Raw genomic sequence first — 18,897 nt, forward strand, 5'->3', positions numbered from 1 at the left:
GACAAATATTATGTCTTCTCTTTTGACTAACTCCTCCGCAATGGTTGCTCTTCAGACACTGAAGGGTATCAATAACAATATGGCGGAAACTCAGAACCGTATTTCTACCGGTATGCGTGTAAGTGATGCGTCTGATAACGCAGCTTACTGGTCCATCGCAACAACCATGAAATCAGACAACAAAGCACTGAGTGCTGTTCAGGATGCTCTGGGTCTGGGTGCTGCAACTGTTGACGTTGCCTTCACCGCAATGGACAAAGCAGTTGACGTTGTTGACGAAATCAAAGCTAAGCTGACCACTGCTAAAGACGGAACCGTCGATAAAGGCAAAATCCAGGCTGATATTGAACAGCTTCAGGAGCAGCTTCAGACGATCGCTTCTTCTGCAAACTTCTCCGGTGAAAACTGGCTGCAGCAGGACAAGTCTACTGACAACCTCAATAAAGAGATTGTTGGTTCCTTTACCCGTACTGCGGATGGTCAGGTTGAAATTCAGAACATTGACGTAGATACAAGTTCTATTGTTCTGGTTGATACTAATACTGATGCGGCTGCAAACAGCGGTATTCTCTCACAGCAGTTTGGCGCTATCGATGGAAATGATGTCGATCCAGCTGATCTTGTTGCTGCAAACATTACTGTGTCTGGTTCCACTGCTGGTGGTGACTTGGCCATCACCTTTACTGATGGCGCTACGGCCTATGAAGGTCTTGAGATTGATGAGCTGGAGGCATTGGTTATTGCTGAAGCCGCATCCTCAGGTGTTGATCCAGCTGATGGTGCCGCTGTTGAGGCATTGCTTACAGGTACTTTGGCTACAGCTGCTGGCGCGATTGAGACCAAGTATACCGAACTCGCTGAAGACAACCTTCTCACTTTTGATGTTGGTGGTCTGACAGACTCTGTTAGCGACAAAGCTATCCTGAATGCGATCTACGAGCGTGTTGATGCAACACTTCAGACCATGACTGATGCTGCGACCGACCTTGGTTCTGCTAAGGCGCGTGTTGACATGCAGAAGCAGTTCGCAAGTGATCTGTCTGACGCGATTGATCGTGGTATCGGTCAGCTTGTTGATGCGGACATGAATGAAGAGTCTACTCGTCTGAAAGCGCTTCAGACCCAGCAGCAGCTCGGTATTCAGGCTCTGTCCATCGCAAACAACGCTTCTCAGAACATCCTCAGCCTGTTCCGTTAAGTCGGAAAGCTCTGAGAACCCTGGAAGTTTTAAGGCCCCGGTTAGTCGCCGGGGCCTTTATTTATATTTATGATAAAAATTTAGATAAAATTATAATAAGTCAGGTTAGCGCAAGTTCGATAAAATATACCAGTATTTGAGATAAGCTTTCTTAAGCTTTATCTCGTGTTGGGTAGATTTGAGTTAAGCGGTGCCGGATGTTGAGTAATCAGTTGAATATCCCCGGAGTAGGGGAGCGGGAAGTCGAGCATCTGGATCTCTCTGAGCTTGCGTCAGAAAAGAAGCTCGAAGGTTTGACATTTGCTCTGCGTGGTAATGAGCGCTTCTGGAGTTCTGTCGTTGCTCTTGCGCGCGATGTTCTCTTTGAGCAAGAAGGCCAGTTGCGCCAGATTGACTGCGGTGCCAACACTATTGTAGCGATCAATGCAACAGCGGATCGTGTGAGTAAGCGCCTTAAACAGCAGAGTTGTGGTCTGTCGGTAAAAGGCCTGCCGAGCATTCAGCGTATTTCGAATGCTGGTGTTTATCTCTAATCTGCTTTGGTTTCGCAGTGAAAGCGCCTTAGGTCGCTGAGAAACCGTGGATTTTCAATCAATGTAAATCCTGATCACGTTCGCGCAAGGTTGAAAAGCGAAGGTAGCGCCATTGATACACCTGCAGAGGTCGCAATGGCAGCTCGTGAAAACGCCGAAAAAATCTATAGTAATCTGGCAGAGTTAGGTGCAAAGCGCCTGATGGTGCTCGCATTTATTGGGTTATTTACGTTTGTTGCGATTGGCGCAGCAGCATATCTCTTGTCCCGTCCAGAGCAGGAAGTGCTCTACGCAAACCTTGAGCGGGATGATGTTACTCAAATCGGTATGGCGCTTCAGGCCAGTGGTATTCCATTTGATGTAAGTGCAGATGGCTCAGCTATTTCTGTAGGTGTTGGCGCGACAGCGCGCGCTCGTATGTTGCTGGCAGAGAAAGGTCTGCCGCGTGGTTCCGGTGCAGGTTATGAGCTCTTCGACGAGATGGGCTCCCTGGGTCTGACATCTTTCATGCAAAGTGTAACCAAGATCCGCGCCCTCGAAGGTGAAGTGGCGCGTTCCGTTCAAAGTATGCAGGGTGTGAAAGCTGCTCGCGTGCATTTGGTTCTGCCTGAGAAGGCGACGTTCCGCCGTGAAAATCAAAAGCCGACTGCATCTGTTCTTATTCGTACCGAAGGCATTCAAACCAACTCCATCGCGCAGTCCATTCGCTATCTGGTTGCAGCGGCGGTTCCTGGTCTGACAGCAGAGGCTGTAACGGTTCTTGATACTGAAGGTCAGCTGCTTGCGGCGGGTGAGGATGCTCAAAGTGCGTCGACTGGCCGGAAGGCTATGCTGGAATCTGATCTGGCGTCGCGCAAGGAAAATGCGATCCGCCAGGCTTTGGCGCCTTATCTTGGTGTGAACAACTTCGAAGTCAGTGTCTCCGCATCCGTGAATACAGACAATCAGCGTGTTTCTGAGACTTCCTATGATCCGGAAACTCGTGTTGAGCGATCCTTCCGTGTTGTTCGTGAAAACGCAACCTCACAAAATGCAAGCCTCGAAAATCCAACAACTGTTGAGCAGAATTTGCCTGAAGAGGCTGTGTCTTCTCAGTCTGGTGAACGATCTTCTGAAGAGAATGAGCGCCGCGAGGAGTTGACCAACTACGAGATTTCGTCTCGTACCGTCGAAACCATTTTTGATGATTACCGCATCGAGCGCATGAGTATTGCGGTTCTCGTTAATCGTGATCGCCTTGTTGAGGAAATGTCTCGTCGCGTTGAAGGTCAGAAGGGTGATGCGGTTGTTGAAGGTGAAGCTGCTGATCTGACTGCCAAGGTTGAAGAGATCGAAGAAATCATCGCGACAGCTGCTGGTGTTGATACCGCGCGCGGAGATAAAGTCTCCGTTTCTGCAGTAAACTTCGTTCTTGCCGGTCAGCAGTTGGCGGCTATCCCAGAACGCACCTGGCAGGATGTGCTGATGCGCAATATGGGTTCCGTTGTAAACGCGGGTGCTATCCTCATTGTGACGCTAATGATCATCTGGTTCGGTCTGCGTCCAGCTGTTGCTTTCCTTATTCCGAAAACAGAGGTCGTCGAGGAAGGGTTGCCAGTTGGTGCAAACTCCAACAGTGCTGCTGTTCGTGATGGTGAAATCGAAGGTGAAGATGGACAGTTGCCAGACTACTCAAATGGAGATGGTCTGAGTGGTGAAAGTGTAGACGCTACTGTCGTGAACCGTGATAATCTTCGCAAGCTGGAACGCGCTGTTGAAATGGATGATATGCAGGCAGCAATCATTCTGAAGCAATGGATGTATGATCAGGAGCGTGCCGTATGACACGCGGCATCAATGACTTCCTAGCTGATTTTACCGCGGATACGGGCGTCACCACTAAAGACCTGCAGGATATGCAGGAAGTGATCTCCATGTTGCCCAAGGGTTACGGAGAAGGTGGTGACTGGGTCAATCGCGTATTTGAAGCCTACGAAAACGGCTTTTCTGAAGGCGAAGAGGCTGCAAAATCTGGTGCCGAAGAGCGCATCAAGAAAATGAAAGAAGATCTGGAAGTCGAGCTTGCTGCACGCGAAACGGCTTTTAAGGAGGGGGAGGGTGAGAAGCTTAAACTGGCTTTTCAGGAATCCCTCATAGAAATCGAAGATCGTCTTTCAAAAACTGTCTCTGAAATTCTTGTGCCCTTTATCGAAGAAAGTGCGCGCAATCGTGCGGTCTCATCATTGGTGCAGGTTTTGCGTCGGCAGCTTTCTGAGACCCCGGAGATTCTGATCAATGTGTCAGGGCCGGAACACCTTTTTGATTTGTTCAATAAGAAGACTGGTGAACTTTCAAACACCATTAAATTTTCTGAAAACTCCAGCACTGATCTCGAGGTGAAGGTGTCAGACATGACCCTTTCAACCGGTTTGACGGAATGGTGCGAGGAGCTTCGTAATACGCTGGGAGAGTAGTAGCCATGGCGTTGGAACCACAAGAACTGATTATCGTTCGCAGGCGTAACAGCGACATGATCACCACACCTAAATCAGGTGTTTGGAAGATTGCATACGCTGATTTTGCAACAGCAATGATGGCCTTCTTTCTTCTCATGTGGTTGGTCAATGCATCCGATGAGGCTTCTCAGCGCGGAATTGCAAGCTACTTCAATCCGATCAAACTGGTTGATTCAACCGCGAGCCCCAAAGGCATTCGTGATCCGGAAGAAACGCCATCTCCTACTGATAGTGACGAGGGTGTCGACAACGGTAAGCCAATCGGTGCTGGTGGTACTGAAAAACAAGGTCCGACTTCCGGCGGTGGAGCTGATAAAGCAGAGCCAATCTCAGACCGCGATACAGGTGAGAACTCCACATTCGCTGGCGCCAATGCTGAAGACGGCGGTGCAAAAGCGACCAGTGTGTCCAATCGTGATTATGAGCGTGAAGCCCGCTACACCGAGGCGCAGCTCTTCGATAATCCATATGCTATTCTTGCAGCACTTGCTGCTGAAGCGGAAGCAACTGTAGAGACTGATGGGTCTCCAGGCACTGGTGGTATCGGTGCTTTGAAGATGGCAAAGACGCCAGTTCTCTTCGCACTTCCTAACCGCGACCCTGACGGTCAGGGCCTTGCGGATGGCACTAGTTTCCGAGATCCGTTCGATCCTTCTGGTTGGCAGGAAGATGAGCTGCCAGGTAATGCTCCGCTTCTTGCGCAAATTCCCATCCTTCACGAGAAGGAGGAGGGTATAGCTGCGAATGAGCTGACTGCTGAGCAGATTAAAGTTCTTGAGGAAGCCTCTGAACTAGCTCGTGGCGGTAAGGTCCTGCCATCCGTTGCAGGTGAAGCATCTGCTGAGAGCTCAGTTATCGTGATTGGTGATGCACCTGACGGCGAAGGTGAGAAGTTGGCTGAAGGAGAAATCCTGAAGCAGCTGGCTCAAACCCAGGCTGATGAAGCAGGTGAAGATGCCGTGATGACACGCCTTGTTTTTGCTGAGGTGAAAAAAGGTGAAGCTGCGGCGAAGGTTGATGAAAAAGACGTTCCAGAGCTGGTTGAAGAAACCGAAGAAACGCTGAAAATTGAGATTGTCGAAGCAGAACCAACTCCGGCAGAGCCTGTATCCGAACCAATAGAAGTTGCTCAGACAGATCCTGAAACTCTCCCAATGGTCCCTGCAGCCAAACCAACAGAAGCAGCTCAGGGAGCGGAGTCTGGTGATGATGAAGACGACGATGGTGATAAGCAGCTCGTCTCTATCGCAAACTCTGTCGGGGCTGCGCTGGATGGCCTTAAAACTGGCGCAAGTATCGAGTTTACGCATTCCCGCGATGGTGTGCTGATCCGCATAATGGACAATGATGACTTCGGAATGTTCGCAGTTGGATCTTCAGAGCCGCATCCGGATGTTGTGAAGGCAATGGAAAAGATCGCCAAGGTTCTGGAAGAAGAGAATGGTGAGGTCGTCATTCGCGGACACACAGATGCACGTCCATTCAAGTCCAAACGCAATGATAACTGGCGTTTATCGACGGCGCGCGCACACATGGCTTACTTCATGCTTGTTCGTGGTGGGCTGGATGAAAATCGTATCGTTGGCATTGAAGGATACGCTGATCGCCGATTGAAGGATGTTGAAGAGCCATACGCACCGCAAAACCGTCGCATCGAAATTATGCTGATGAAAGGGCAGGCCTGATGCCAGTGAGAACTGCAAGCCGTACTGGTACTTCTCTCCTGAAATCAGCTTTGCTCTCTGCTGGCCTGCTTGTGGCTGCCGGTCCTCTCGCAATGGCACCGCAGCCTGCATCGGCTCAGATGATTTCAACGGCTGATCCAGATCTGATGGTTTTGGAGCTGCAGATCCTTCAAGATGAGATCATCAAGGGGAACCTTGAAGCGTACAACCTCCTGCAGCCATCACTTATTGTCATCGGCCGCCGTTTCCTTCGGTTGGATCGCGAGTTGTGGAAGCAAGAGAAGAACTCCCGCGCTGCGATCTCATTTATGCTCAGTGGTGGTTCTGGATCTGTCTTTCAGGAGCTTGCAGTCCAGGGCGTTGTGTTCAATGCAGATCCAAATCTGTTTGCAGGTGCGATGGCCTACTCGCAGGGCAACCGCGAGATGGCACTGAACCTGCTGTTGAAGGTGGACCCGCTCACGCTTCCAGTTGCTGTCGCAGGACAAGTAGCACTGGCACAAGCAATTCTAATCTCTAACAACGACCCCGCTGGAGCGCAGCGTTATTTTGACCTTGCGCGCCTCATGATGCCAGGAACTCTGGTTGAAGAGAGTGCGCTTCGCCGGCAAGCGCCAATGGTGGCAGAGCTTGGAGATACTCAAAAGTTCGAGCGCCTGTCTCGCCGTTATCTCTTCCAGTACAGCACTTCCGTATTCGCATCTGAGTTTCGCGATACTGTCGCCGATGTGATCAGCGGATCGGAGTACCTGAAGAAGGAAGACGAATGGGACCGAGTTTTTCAGTTGGTCTCTGAATTTGATGCTGAGTCTCAGAACATTCTCCTGCTTCGCTTGGCAAAAGCGGCCTTGATCAGTGGCAACACTGCGTTTGCGGTCAAAGGCAGCGAAGCCTTTCTGGAGCACGGCTCAGAGAACGCTGAACAGATTAATGAAGCGAAGCTCTATCTGTCTGCTGCAAAAGCTTCTGGTGAAGATTGGGAAGAGGCGATCACAGGTCTGGTTGATGTGAAATCGACAGATCTAAGCCCCGAAAATCAACTACTTCAGATCAGCGCTATTGCAATGGCAAACACCATTCGGGAGTGGCCTCAGCCAGAAACGCCGGATGCTTCCGAATATGTTCCTTATGTCCCCAAGGTTGGGCTGAAGAGCAAGCTTCACAATGTAGACGTACTGAATCCTTTCGAAGATGCACTGAATGATGCCGATGAGGCACTGAAAGAGGCTGAGTTTTGATGAATACCACTCTTCCAAACATTGATCGTAGTGCACCTGTGAAAGACGCAGCAGATGCGCGCAAGGAAGCAGCTCGCAACGATAATGATAACGGCAAGGATCGTTTTGATAAGGTCATCGATAAGGTTCGTGATGACCGGAAAGTTCCTGAGCGCCGCAATCCTGCTGATGACCGGAAAGCAAGCACCACTGACGACAAAAGCGCATCAACTGGTTCTGAAGAGACCGAAGCCTCTAATGCGCTGAAGGAGCTGATCAAGAAAGCGAGTTTAGGCGTTGCTGATCAGAGTACATCAGAAATGCCGAAGGCCACGAATAATGTAAATGTTGTTAGCAAAGCAGTTGCTGAGAACGAAGGCGGAGAAAATCTGCCGGATCCAACTGAGGAGCTGGCAGCAAAACAGCTTGTGGCAAATGCAATCATGACCGCTGAGCAAAAAGCCGGTCTGCAGATGAGCGCGGTCACAGGTCTTGTGAATGCCTCAGGTTCGGCCTCTGCAGACAAAACAAGTGCGATGGCACAGGTGTTGAACGCACTGGGGACACGCGACCAAAAAGCTTTAAATGGTGATGTTCAAACCTCCGCGCCTAAATCCGACGCTGAGACTGTTAAACAGGGTGCAGCGGCCAACAGCGATATCAAGTCAGGCATACCCTCTGCAAAGTTGGAGAGCAGTGGTGCGATCAACTTGCCAAAGAATGACGGCCTCACAGTTGGCAACAAGCAAACACCTGCTGATTTTCTTTTGAAGCAGGGAACGGCTCAGCCTAAGGTCTCTGCGAACCAGAACGCTGGTAGGGCTGCAGGTAGTGAAGTTAAGGTTGTCAGTGTTGAAACGCATCTGCCACCAGCTGATATGGGCCGTCCCGCACATCAGGTTGCAAGTGTGCTGACGAAGCAGCTTCCAGCTGCCGCATCAGCGGCCAAAGCGGCTCAGGAAGTCCTGGCGCAAACTGCAGAGGCACAGGCTGCAAAGCCAATGAAGGCGCTCGAAATTCAACTGCGCCCGGATAATCTTGGTGTCGTCCGCGCGAACATTCAGATGCGCGGTGGCGAGCTGGAAATTTCCCTTATCACCAGCACTCAGGAAGCTGCTGATATGCTGAAAGGTGACCGTCAGGCTTTGGCACGTGTGCTTCAGGATGCTGGATATCGCACTGAGACACAGAACATCACCGTCAACTTCAAAGACGAGATGTCCGACCAGATGCGCCAGCCAGGTCAAAACCAGGAGCGTTTTGGCCGAGGCAACAACAGTGACAATGAAGCAGGTGAGGGCGGTTCTCAGCAAAACTGGGACGAGCAACCTCAGGCAGAGTTTGCTGGAACAGGGCAGAATGAAGCGAACACTCAAGATCTTCGCAGCGGCATCTATCTGTAGCCTTCTGGCAGTGTCTGCTCATGCAAGCGGAAAGAAAACTGCCATTCGGCTCTGCGAACGTCAAATGCAACACGCGGCACAAAAATATGATGTGCCGCTTGGCATCCTGTATGCGGTTGGTCTGACTGAGACTGGCCGCAAAAATTCCCTGCATCCTTATGCCCTAAACATCGCGGGGAAAGCCTATTTTGCTGATAGTGCAACTGAAGCGCTTGCAGCAATCAAGAGATCCCGCAATCGTGGCGTAAAGCTGATTGATGTTGGCTGCATGCAGATCAACATTTATTATCACCTCGATAAGTTTCAGGATCTCAAGGCAATGCTGGATCCCACCCAGAATGTGGGGTACGCAGCAAGGTTCCTTTCCGAGCTGAAGCAGCGTGAAAAAAGCTGGACAATGGCAGTCGCCAGATACCATGCAGGGCCCAACAACAATCCCGCACAAAAGCGCTATGTTTGCCGTGTTATCAAGAACATCGTCGCTTCAGGCTATGGCCGCTGGACGCCGAACTCATTAAAATTTTGTAAATAATTCAACGGGTTTCGGGTCAGGCTCAGACAAGATTAACAAGCTTTACTGCGATGAGTTAATTTTGCAATTGATGTAGCCAGGAGCAGATCATGGGCCTCTACGGAATTATGAATACCAGCGTGTCAGGTATGAACGCGCAGTCGAACAAACTCTCAACTGTCGCGGACAATATCTCCAACGCCAATACCGTAGGCTACAAACGCTACAAAACAGCATTCTCTTCCCTCGTTGGCTCTGGTGGTAGCTCAGGGCACGAGTCTGGCATTGTGAACACAACAGTTGTTCAAACCGTCCGCCAACAAGGCGCCTTCAACTTCACTTCTCGTGGTACAGACCTGGCGATCAACGGTAAAGGTTTTTTCCAGGTTCAGGATTCACAAGGTAGTACGTATTACACACGCGCTGGTGATTTCGTCCTCGATAAAAACGGACAGATGGTGAACTCGGGTGGGTACAAGCTGCTATCAGCAAATGGTGCTCCTGTTACAGTTGATCTTAATACTCCTGTCTGGCAGGCAAGCTCTGAAGGTGAGCTTGGTGTGAATTTGGCATCTAGTACTCCGGTAAGAACCGGTGCTGTGGGTCTGCCGTCAAACTTCGATTACAAGACCTCTGTTAGTGCCTACGATCAGAACGGTAATGTCGTTAAAATTGATCTGGTTTATTCGAAGACTGGTCAGAATATGACTGGTACGACGGTGGATGACTCCACTTGGAAAGTTCAAGCATATAGTACAGCTACGCCACCTGTAGAGTTGGCAGATGTTGATTTAGTCTTTGATGGTTCAGGTAACTTGATGGGAGGGGCGACGCCATCACCAACAGAGCTTGCATTTACTGTACCTAATGGTGAAACCCTGACTTTGGACTTGAGTAAAACCGTAACCGCTGGAGATAAGTTCAGCGTCAATAAGGTTGATATTGATGGTTACGGACCGTCTACTATTAAAAATATTCGTATTGAATCCGACGGTCGTGTTTTTGGGGTGTATGAGGGTAGTGCCGAAAAACTACTCGACCAAATTCAGATCGTGAATTTCTCCAATCCTGATGGTCTGCAAGCAAAAAGCGGCAATGTGTATGCTGCAACAGATGCCTCAGGTGATCCAGCAGTTGGCTTTCCGGGAGATAACGGCTTTGGAACGCTTTACTCTGGTGCAGTAGAGGGCTCAAACGTAGACCTCGCTGCTGAGTTGACGGAAATGGTTCAGGCGCAACGTACCTACAGCGCGAACACCAAGGTGTTTAACGCAAGTTCTGAGCTGCTCCAAGAGCTGAATAACCTTCGCTAGGGGCGCTTTAGTATGTCACTTACCTCCGCTATGCTTACGGCTCAATCTTCCATCGCGGCACGCTCTGCTGAGATGGCGATTGCGTCGCGCAACGTCGCTAATGTCAATAATCCAGGCTACTCGCGTCAAGAAGCGGTGGTTCAGAATATTGTCAGTGACACTGGCTCTGTTGTTTATGTTTCGCACGCATCGCGAATGGTCAATCAGGCGGCGTTTAAGGCAACTCTGAAGACTGGCAGTGCTGCAATTGCTTCAGGTTCGTATGCAAATATGTTGGACCAGCTCAATCCGTCGGGGCAGGTTCCTTTTGGTACCGGTGTTGCTTCAGGGATAGGTACTTTGGGCGAAGCTCTGGTTTCATACAGCAATGACCCTTCAAACCAAGTATTAGGGCAATCAGTTATCAACTCAGCGAACTCGCTCGTTGATAATATGAAGCAGTCTTCGGAGACACTGAAAGAAACTCGCCTTGAAGCTGATGCAGCTATGGGGCGCGCTGTAGACAATATCAATAAGATTTTGTCGGATCTGGAAGATGTAAACGCAAAGATTGTAACTGGCTCCAATGCTGGTCAGGATGTAAACAGTCTAATGGACCAGCGTGATGAAATGCTGCGGGTTCTTTCAGAAGAGATTGGTATTACTGTTCTTGATCAAGACGATAACGGTGTGGCGGTTTATACCGATAGCGGTGTTACTCTTTTTGAAAAAGTTGCACGTGATGTTTCTTTCGATACTTCCCTTTCACTTGGCTCAGGTGAAGTTGGAAGAAACATTTTAGTTGATGGGATTGCTGTTGCGGGACCTGGCGCCTCGATGCCTGTATCTGGTGGGGCCATAGCGGGTTATGCCAAAATTCGTGATGATACTCTTGTCACAATGCAAACCCAGTTAGATGAGGCAGCTAAAGCTCTTGTTGATGCTTTTCAGGAGCATGAGCCATCTCCTGGAACAGGTTCTGGTGATGGCCTCTTTACATTTGATACGGGCGCCGGGGATTTGGTGAGTAGGCTGAAGGTCCACGCTGATGTAGATCCCGCACAGGGTGGTGATGTGAAGCTGCTGCGTGATGGTGGTATTAATGGCGCTTCATATGTCCATAACGCGGATGGCAATGCCGGGTATTCAAGCTTACTGAGAAGCTATACAGACGCGTTAAATGAAGAGCGGACGTTTGTTACTTCTGCGGGTGTCAACCCAACCTCAACGCTACAGGACTTCGCCGCTAATACAGTAAGCTGGTTTAGTGCTGAGCGTAAAATGGCAACAGAAACGTCTACGCTTGATGCATCCGCTTTCAGCTCAAATGCGCAGATGCTTTCCAATAAAACCGGCGTCAATATAGATACTGAAATGCAGCGTTTGCTAACGATTGAGACAGCTTATTCGGCCTCCGCCCGTTTGATGTCTACTGTTGACAACATGTTCAAGGAACTTCTCGGAGCTGTAAGATAGTTATGGTCTATTCTGTTTCAACACTTTCAAGTTCGCTTCGTCTAACGGATTATCTGATCGATCATCGCGCTAGATTAGATAAAGCTGTGATCGAGAATGCCTCAGAAAAACACGCAGATATTGGTTTGGCGCTCGGATCGCAGACAGGTTTAACTACGTCGTTCCGTACAGAGCATTCACAGCTTGTAAGCCAACTTGATACGAACCATCAATTGGTCGCTCGTTTAGACGTCATGGAAACCGCCTTGGATAATGTCCATACGAATGGGTCAGAGTTTCGGTCGAATTTAATTGCGCTTAAGCAGAACTCGGAGTCTCTTAAAACAGCTTCGGGTCTTGCTCGAACAGAACTTGGGAAACTTACTAACGCGCTGAACTCAAACGTTGGTGGTGTTTATGTTTTTGGTGGTGTCAATACTGGAACATCACCGGTCCGAAATTTTGAATATGAATCAGATCCGGCAGACCCAACAGATCCGCTTGGACCTGAAGAAGCGATTAAGGATGCATTTAACACTCATTTTGGCCTGACGATTGGTTTGGATACCGATGAGGCAGCTATAGAAGCATTGTCTGCTGCTGACTGGGAAGCGTTCTTAGATAGCAGTGATTTCAACGATATTTTTGATGCTGACTGGTCTCCGACTTGGTCCTCTGCGACCGATCCTGATGAGAAAATGACCGCCACGATCGGAAATGGCGTCACGACAGTTGGTTCAGGTTCTGCGAATGAAGAAGCTTTCAAGAGTATGGCAAAAGGCTATTCTATGATTGCTGTATTCGGCGGTTTGGATATTCAGAAAGATGCTGAAGCTTTGATTGCTGACCGTGCGATTGATAACCTCAATCAGGCTACTGGCAAAGTTATCGATTTGGAGGCGAACACTGGTGCGATCAAGGCTAATGTTGAACGAACCAACACAGACATAGAAGCCAAGAGAGATGTGCTTAATTTGCGCATCAATGATCTGGAAAACGTTGATCCTAATCGTGCTGCAGTTGAGTTAAGTATGGCACAGACGCAGCTTGAAACAACGTATGCGATCACAGCGAAAATCCAAAATCTCAATATTATGAAGTATTTGTAAGAGCATAGGCCGATAAAATACTTTTGGGGGTACTGAATGTATCAGATGTCATATGCGGAAACGCTTGAGGATTCTGCTGAAGACAGAAGAGGTCAGGAGCGCGAGTTGTTTGCGCTCGTGATCGCACAGCTTCATGCCGGAAAAGAACATGGCAGCCGGTCAAATGAAGCCGCGCAAGCACTCACTTCAGTCCATAGGTTATGGAGCATTTTGATCGATGATCTGGGACATCCGGAAAATGGTTTGCCGGCTGAGCTTCGCGCCGATTTGATCTCCATTGGAATTTGGTGCGTGAAGCAAGCCGACTTAATCCGGACAGGTAGCTCTGACGATTTTCAGGGGCTTATTGAGATCAATGAACTTGTCCGTGATGGCCTGAGCTAATCAAGGAGATTTTTTATGCGTTTGCACCTTAAAGCAGGTGAGAAGGTTTTCATAAATGGGGCGGTTCTGTCGTTCGAACAGAAAACCTCGGTGAAGCTTTTAAATGACGCCAGTTTTCTTCTTGAGGCTTATGTTATGCAGCTTGAAGAGACTACGACACCTCTTCGACAGTTGTATTTCTTTATTCAGAGTGCGTTGATTGATCCAAAAACTGAGCTGGACAGTCTTCAGCGCGCTTTACTGTTACTGTCATCTATACGTAAAGCGGTAGAGAATGAAGAGATTTTGGCGGGTCTCGAAGTTGTTGAAACCAAAGTCAACAAACGCCGCTATTTTGACGCTCTTCGTACTCTGAAGAAGCTCTTCGCTGTTGAGATGGCTATTTGGTCTGATGAGCAGTCGAAAGATGAAAGCGAACAGTCTGAAAACGTTGTTATGCCATTTGCTCGCGCGGTGGGCGAGAATTAAAGGAAATTGAGATGAGTGTTGACCCGGTAGGATCCGCTAATGGAGCTTCATCCAACGAGCCTGTTTTCAAGCCACAGGGCAGTGAGCAGGCCTATTTGGATTATAATGCGTTCCTGATGCTTTTCATGGAATCTTTGAAGAGCCAGGATCCGACAGATCCGCTTGATACAGCTGAGTATATGGGGCAGTTGGCGCAGTTCTCTGCAGTGGAGCAGTCCACCAAGACCAATACCCACCTGACAGCGATGCTGCAGCAGCATTCTATCAATCAGGCGAACAATCTGATTGGCGCGACTGTCGAAGTCCCAAATGCAGATGGCACTGAGACCACCACCGGTGTGATCAAGTCAGTTCAGATCCTGACTGACGGCTCTATTGCGACACTGGAAGACGGCACAAAAGTGGCTCTCGTACCAGGTATTGAGATTTCTCGCCCTCAGGCAGATCCTCAGCCTGAAGCTGATGCTTAAGGTGGAAGAGAGACCATCCGGCGATGAATGAGGCAGATGCACTCGATATTGTGCGAACAGCAATTTGGACTGTTATTACAGCGACAGGCCCCGCAGTAGCGGGCGCCATGTTCGTTGGTTTGATTATCGCCTTGTTTCAAGCGCTCACGCAAATTCAGGAAATGACGCTTACGTTCATTCCCAAGATTGTCGTGATCTTTATTTTGATTGCTATGACCGGACCATTTATCGGTTCACAGATCTTCTCACTGACTGAGATGGTCTACGGTCGCATTGAGCACGGGTTCTGATCCCGGCTGTTTCAGCTTTTACTCTTTAAGCGAGGAGGGGATAGGTCAACTACGATCCCCTCCAGACCACCCTCACACAAGCTTCCTTCTTCAATGTTTCGGCCTAAGTAGCCGCAGTATGCTTATGCCGAATTGAAGGGTGCGAATGTCTCAGACCGTGACGGGGATTGCTGCTCCAAACAGCAAACGTGATATTGGATTTGCAGTCGGAATTATCTTCATTCTGTCTGTACTGTTTCTCCCCATGCCGACGTTCATGATCGACTTCGGCCTTGCAATTTCAGTCGCATTTTCCGTTCTCATTCTGATGGTGTCGCTGTGGATTCAGCGCCCGCTTGAGTTCTCCTCTTTCCCGACCATTCTATTGATTGCGACCATGCTCCGGTTGGCGCTGAATATTGCGACAACCCGTGTCATTCTGGCGAATGGTCACGAAGGTCCACTGGCGGCTGGTTATGTGATTAACGGCTTCTCGCAGTTCGTCATGAGCGGCGACTTTGTGATTGGTCTGATTGTCTTTGCAATTCTCGTAACAGTGAACTTCCTCGTGATCACCAAAGGTGCGAGCCGTATCGCTGAGGTTGGTGCGCGCTTTACTCTGGATGGTATCCCGGGCAAGCAGATGGCGATTGATGCTGACCTGTCAGCAGGGATGATCGATGATAAAGAAGCGCAGCGCCGCCGTGCTGAACTGGAGGAAGAAAGTTCTTTCTTCGGTGCCATGGATGGTGCGTCCAAGTTCGTGCGCGGTGATGCGGTCGCTGGCCTCATCATCACCGTTGTAAATGTTCTGGGTGGCATCATCATTGGTGTAACCCGCTACGGCATGGATCTTGGGGAAGCGGCTGATGTCTTCACTAAGCTCTCTGTCGGTGATGGTCTCGTTTCTCAGATCCCGGCACTGATCGTTTCACTTGCTGCAGGTCTGCTCGTTTCCAAAGGTGGCACAAGAGGCTCAGCAGAGCAGGCTGTTCTCGGTCAGCTTGCGGGCTATCCGCGGGCGCTTGCGGTTGCTGCTTTGCTGCTCATGCTGCTGTCATTGCTGCCAGGCCTTCCATTCCTTCCGTTTGTTCTGCTCGGCGGCGCACTCGGCTTTGCGGCCTATATCATTCCGCTGCGGGTGGAAGAGGCGAAAGCTGAGCAGGCGAAAGCTGAGCTGCAGAAGGTTGAGATGGAAAAGGAAGTTAAGAAGGAGTCCGTCAAGGACAGCCTCGAGCTTGCTGAAATTGAAATGCGCCTTGGCAAACAGCTCACTGCACGTCTTCTTGCAGCAAAGCCTGAGATCGGCAACCGCATCAACAAGATGCGTAAGAAATTCGCTGAGCAATACGGCTTCGTGGTTCCGGAGATCAAGGTCACCGACAACCTTAATCTGGAGCCAAAAAGTTACGAGTTCCGCATCCACGGCACCATTGTCGCCTCTGAGAACATCAAGGTTGGCGAGCTGATGGTCATCGGTGGCAATCGTGAACTACCAGCACTTCCGGGCACAGAAACACGTGAGCCAGCATTCGGTATGCAGGCCATGTGGATCCCGACTGCGTTTGAACATGAAGTAAAGCGTCAGGGCTACACCACAGTCGATAACCTTTCCGTCGTGCTGACACACCTATCTGAGGTGATCAGAAACAACCTGTCTCAGCTGCTTTCCTATCGGGATATGCGTAAACTGCTGGATCGCCTCGATCCTGCGTATAACCGTCTGATTGATGATATTTGTCCGCAGCACATCTCTTACTCCGGCCTGCAGGCGGTGTTGAAACTGCTTTTGGCGGAGCGTATCTCCATCCGAAATCTGGCGCTGATCATGGAAGCAATTGCAGAGATTGCACCGCATGCCCGGCGCCCAGAGCAGATTGCCGACCACGTGCGCATCCGCATGGCTACGCAGATCTGTGGTGATATCGCAGGCGATGGCAGCCTGAAAGTTCTGCGCCTTGGCAACCGCTGGGATCTAGCATTCCATCAGGCACTGCGCCGCGATACCAATGGTGAAGTGATCGAGTTTGATATGGAGCCACAGCAGGTCGAAGAGTTTGCTCGCGACAGTGCCGAGGTTATTCGTGAACACATTTCCTCCGGCCAGCGCTTTGCTGTAGTGGTTGCACCTGAAGCACGCCAGTACGTGCGCATGATCACAGAACGCATGTTCCCAGCTCTGCCAATTCTTTCTCATCTGGAAGTGGCGCGCGGCGTAGATATCGAGGCATTAGGATCAATTTCGTGACCCTAGAAAATGCTCCAGAGGCGATCCTAAGCGTCTTCGTGGTGTTCTGCCGCGTTGGAGCCTGCCTTATGGCTATGCCAGGGTTCTCGTCACCACGTGTCATGGTGCAGGTGCGTCTCTTCATCGCCATCTCGGCAACTCTGGCAATCTCTCCACTCATTCTGGTGCTGGTTGAGCCAATCATTTCTGCTGCATCTCTGGATGAGCTGCTGCGCATCATCTTCGTTGAGTTGTTGATCGGCTTTCTGATTGCTGCATTTGGGCGTGCTTTCTTCGGCATGCTGCAAATGATGGCGGGAGCTGCGGCTAACGCTTCAAGCTTCAACCAGCCTGCGCCGATTGTCGAAGAATTCCAGCAATTGCCACCTATGGCAGGTCTGATCACTCTGACAGCCACGGCCATGCTGTTTATCACCGGTGCTCATGCCGATGTCTTCATTGGATTGGCGGAGAGCTATCAAGCGATCCCGGTGGGGGGAGACTTCGTTCCGTCTGCCGCTGTTGATCAGTTTTCAACCAAGCTCATGCAAGGACTGCTGTTGGCATTGCGCATCACCAGCCCGTTCCTGATCTATGGCATCGTTGTAAACCTGACCCTCGGCCTCACCAACAGGCTTATGCCGCAGATGCCTGTTTACTTCGTTGCACTGCCTGTTGTGGTGATGGGTGGTCTCTTTGTTCTCTGGCAGATCATCACAGAGCTTCTACGCCTGTTCTATGCTGGTCTCGGAGACTGGTTGGTATTGCAGTAACCCATGGATAAAGCACGCGTCACACGCCTTCGTCGCATCATGAAGGTTCAGGAACAGAAAGAGCAAATAATCAAGTACGACATTGCTGTTCTGGAAAGTGAAATTCAGCGCTGTGATGAAGAAGAGGGCAAGCTGGTTAGCCACTGGGGGCAGCACGAAGGGGAGCTTCGTGAGGTGATGAACCGCGCGATCTCTAGGCGCCTTGATGCAAATAACCGCAGCAAGTCTCTGAAGCAAAAGCAAAAAGGTGAGTTGCTCGAAAAGCTGCTGGATCAGAAGCGTCAAACCAACATGACCGAGAAGCATCACGACAAAGCTCTGGTCTCGTATCATCGGACCGAGGAAAAGAAGCTGCTTCAGGAGATTGCAGAGCTGCACGCAGATACCAGTAAGGTCAGGTCCAGATAAGTCTCAGAAACTAGGGTCTTTTCGACTATACATGCCCTTCTTGTGACTAATGGGAGTGCTTATGGCCATTCAGCCTGTCAGCGACCTTGTTCTGGACGTTATTAATCAAGCGGATCCTACAGAAGTGAGAGCTGCCACCCGTGCGCTCAAAGCTCCCGCCGTTGTTTCAAAAGATCTTCCGGTGTCTGAACCGTCCTGGGCATCCAGCAGTTTCTCCAGATTTATGGCAGAAGCTGAAAGCGCAAAGACGAAAGGGCAGGGGGGTGTTGAGCAACTCAACTCGATGGCCAATCGCTATTCCCAAAAGCTGGATAACGCTGATCTTGGCGAAAAGCTTGAAAGCGCAATCCTCCAGACCTTCGTGAAGTCCATGCTGCCGAAGGAAATGGAAACCGTTTACGGCGGTGGAACAGCTGGAACCATGTGGAAGGGCCTGATGGCTGAGCAACTTGCCAACCAGCTGGCTAAATCCGGATCTATCGGTCTGGCTGAGATGCTCCTGCCGGATACCATTCGTCCTACTCTCCCTAAAGAAGAGGCATAAATGTCTGAAGTGATCGACAGCGAACGCAACGAGCTGGTTCTGCATGAAGAAAAGCCGGTGGTTCAGGATGCCGAGCAATCAGAGGACAAGGATGCCTACATCCTGCCTGAGGATTACATCGCCCTGTCCAAAAGCATCGACCGTGTAGACAATCTGCTGAACGCAGAAAACGAAGCGCTGGTCGGCAAAGGGGATATTGATCTGGAAGAGAGCGCCTACCTGAAAGGGCGCGCCATGCTCGATCTGGATATGGCTGGCAAAGCCGTAGGCCCGGAGAACCTACCGAGCGAGATTGTTGTACGCCTGCAGGATCTTCAGGAAAAATTGTCAGTCAACATGAAGCTGCTGTCCACCCAGCTGAATGCTGTGAAAGAGGTCTCGGGCCTGCTTTCTCAGGTCATGAAGGATCACGATTCCGATGGCACTTATGAATCAATGGTTGGAAGCTGGTAAGAG

General features: G+C 50.1%; 20 protein-coding genes. All 20 read left to right on the forward strand.

The genetic code is table 11. From position 1 onward, the window contains the following. Nucleotides 1-10: 10 nt before the first annotated feature. Nucleotides 11-1,198, forward strand: a complete 1,188-nt coding sequence (locus PSE_RS12750) for a flagellin (RefSeq protein ID WP_014285241.1) — start codon at nucleotides 11-13, stop codon at nucleotides 1,196-1,198. 197 nt (nucleotides 1,199-1,395) lie between these two features. Continuing rightward, the gene (locus PSE_RS12755; protein WP_014285242.1) at nucleotides 1,396-1,731 is read left to right on the forward strand and encodes a hypothetical protein; all 336 of its coding nucleotides are present in this window, start codon (nucleotides 1,396-1,398) and stop codon (nucleotides 1,729-1,731) included. A 135-nt stretch (nucleotides 1,732-1,866) separates the two neighbouring features. Continuing rightward, a complete protein-coding gene (gene fliF, locus PSE_RS12760; RefSeq protein ID WP_041768439.1) occupies nucleotides 1,867-3,555 on the forward strand; it encodes a flagellar basal-body MS-ring/collar protein FliF in 1,689 nt (562 codons plus the stop codon). Further along, nucleotides 3,552-4,184, forward strand: coding sequence for a hypothetical protein (locus tag PSE_RS12765; RefSeq protein WP_014285244.1), 633 nt, complete (start codon nucleotides 3,552-3,554; stop codon nucleotides 4,182-4,184). Before fliF ends, PSE_RS12765 begins: the two co-directional genes overlap by 4 nt. A 5-nt stretch (nucleotides 4,185-4,189) precedes the next feature. Continuing rightward, nucleotides 4,190-5,911 carry a flagellar motor protein MotB gene (locus PSE_RS12770; protein WP_014285245.1) on the forward strand — a complete coding sequence of 574 codons (1,722 nt, stop codon included), beginning with the start codon at nucleotides 4,190-4,192 and terminating at the stop codon, nucleotides 5,909-5,911. Further along, the gene (locus PSE_RS12775) at nucleotides 5,911-7,149 is read left to right on the forward strand and encodes a hypothetical protein (protein WP_014285246.1); all 1,239 of its coding nucleotides are present in this window, start codon (nucleotides 5,911-5,913) and stop codon (nucleotides 7,147-7,149) included. Before PSE_RS12770 ends, PSE_RS12775 begins: the two co-directional genes overlap by 1 nt. After that, complete coding sequence (locus tag PSE_RS12780; RefSeq protein ID WP_014285247.1) at nucleotides 7,149-8,531, forward strand: flagellar hook-length control protein FliK; 1,383 nt, start codon at nucleotides 7,149-7,151, stop codon at nucleotides 8,529-8,531. The genes PSE_RS12775 and PSE_RS12780 overlap by 1 nt, the downstream gene beginning before the upstream one ends. Beyond that, a complete protein-coding gene (locus PSE_RS12785; protein WP_008552023.1) occupies nucleotides 8,488-9,063 on the forward strand; it encodes a transglycosylase SLT domain-containing protein in 576 nt (191 codons plus the stop codon). The genes PSE_RS12780 and PSE_RS12785 overlap by 44 nt, the downstream gene beginning before the upstream one ends. Nucleotides 9,064-9,152: 89 nt before the next feature. Next, complete coding sequence (locus PSE_RS12790; protein WP_041768441.1) at nucleotides 9,153-10,355, forward strand: flagellar hook protein FlgE; 1,203 nt, start codon at nucleotides 9,153-9,155, stop codon at nucleotides 10,353-10,355. 12 nt (nucleotides 10,356-10,367) lie between these two features. Continuing rightward, nucleotides 10,368-11,810, forward strand: a complete 1,443-nt coding sequence (gene flgK / locus PSE_RS12795; protein ID WP_083841568.1) for a flagellar hook-associated protein FlgK — start codon at nucleotides 10,368-10,370, stop codon at nucleotides 11,808-11,810. Between the two features lie 2 nt (nucleotides 11,811-11,812). Continuing rightward, a complete protein-coding gene (locus tag PSE_RS12800; RefSeq protein ID WP_014285251.1) occupies nucleotides 11,813-12,898 on the forward strand; it encodes a flagellar hook-associated family protein in 1,086 nt (361 codons plus the stop codon). Between the two features lie 36 nt (nucleotides 12,899-12,934). Beyond that, nucleotides 12,935-13,282: a flagellar biosynthesis regulator FlaF gene (flaF, locus tag PSE_RS12805; RefSeq protein WP_014285252.1), complete on the forward strand. Its 348-nt coding sequence runs from the start codon at nucleotides 12,935-12,937 to the stop codon at nucleotides 13,280-13,282. Nucleotides 13,283-13,297: 15 nt separating this feature from the next. Continuing rightward, nucleotides 13,298-13,750 (forward strand): flagellar biosynthesis repressor FlbT, encoded by a 453-nt coding sequence (locus PSE_RS12810; RefSeq protein WP_014285253.1) that lies wholly within the window; start codon nucleotides 13,298-13,300, stop codon nucleotides 13,748-13,750. Nucleotides 13,751-13,761: 11 nt separating this feature from the next. Further along, nucleotides 13,762-14,220: a flagellar hook assembly protein FlgD gene (gene flgD / locus PSE_RS12815; RefSeq protein WP_014285254.1), complete on the forward strand. Its 459-nt coding sequence runs from the start codon at nucleotides 13,762-13,764 to the stop codon at nucleotides 14,218-14,220. Between the two features lie 23 nt (nucleotides 14,221-14,243). Further along, nucleotides 14,244-14,510 (forward strand): flagellar biosynthesis protein FliQ, encoded by a 267-nt coding sequence (gene fliQ / locus PSE_RS12820; RefSeq protein WP_008552027.1) that lies wholly within the window; start codon nucleotides 14,244-14,246, stop codon nucleotides 14,508-14,510. Nucleotides 14,511-14,655: 145 nt separating this feature from the next. Then, entirely contained in the window at nucleotides 14,656-16,737 is a 2,082-nt protein-coding gene (gene flhA, locus PSE_RS12825) for a flagellar biosynthesis protein FlhA (RefSeq protein WP_014285255.1), read from the forward strand. Continuing rightward, nucleotides 16,734-17,489 (forward strand): flagellar biosynthetic protein FliR, encoded by a 756-nt coding sequence (locus PSE_RS12830; RefSeq protein WP_037037899.1) that lies wholly within the window; start codon nucleotides 16,734-16,736, stop codon nucleotides 17,487-17,489. Before flhA ends, PSE_RS12830 begins: the two co-directional genes overlap by 4 nt. A gap of 3 nt (nucleotides 17,490-17,492) precedes the next feature. Next, the gene (locus PSE_RS12835; RefSeq protein ID WP_014285257.1) at nucleotides 17,493-17,897 is read left to right on the forward strand and encodes a hypothetical protein; all 405 of its coding nucleotides are present in this window, start codon (nucleotides 17,493-17,495) and stop codon (nucleotides 17,895-17,897) included. Between the two features lie 61 nt (nucleotides 17,898-17,958). Next, the gene (locus tag PSE_RS12840; RefSeq protein ID WP_014285258.1) at nucleotides 17,959-18,441 is read left to right on the forward strand and encodes a rod-binding protein; all 483 of its coding nucleotides are present in this window, start codon (nucleotides 17,959-17,961) and stop codon (nucleotides 18,439-18,441) included. Further along, on the forward strand, nucleotides 18,442-18,894 hold the full coding sequence (locus tag PSE_RS26720) for a hypothetical protein (RefSeq protein WP_014285259.1): 453 nt from the start codon (nucleotides 18,442-18,444) through the stop codon (nucleotides 18,892-18,894). Nucleotides 18,895-18,897 lie beyond the last annotated feature (3 nt).

Source organism: Pseudovibrio sp. FO-BEG1, assembly GCF_000236645.1.
Taxonomy (GTDB): Bacteria; Pseudomonadota; Alphaproteobacteria; order Rhizobiales; family Stappiaceae; genus Pseudovibrio.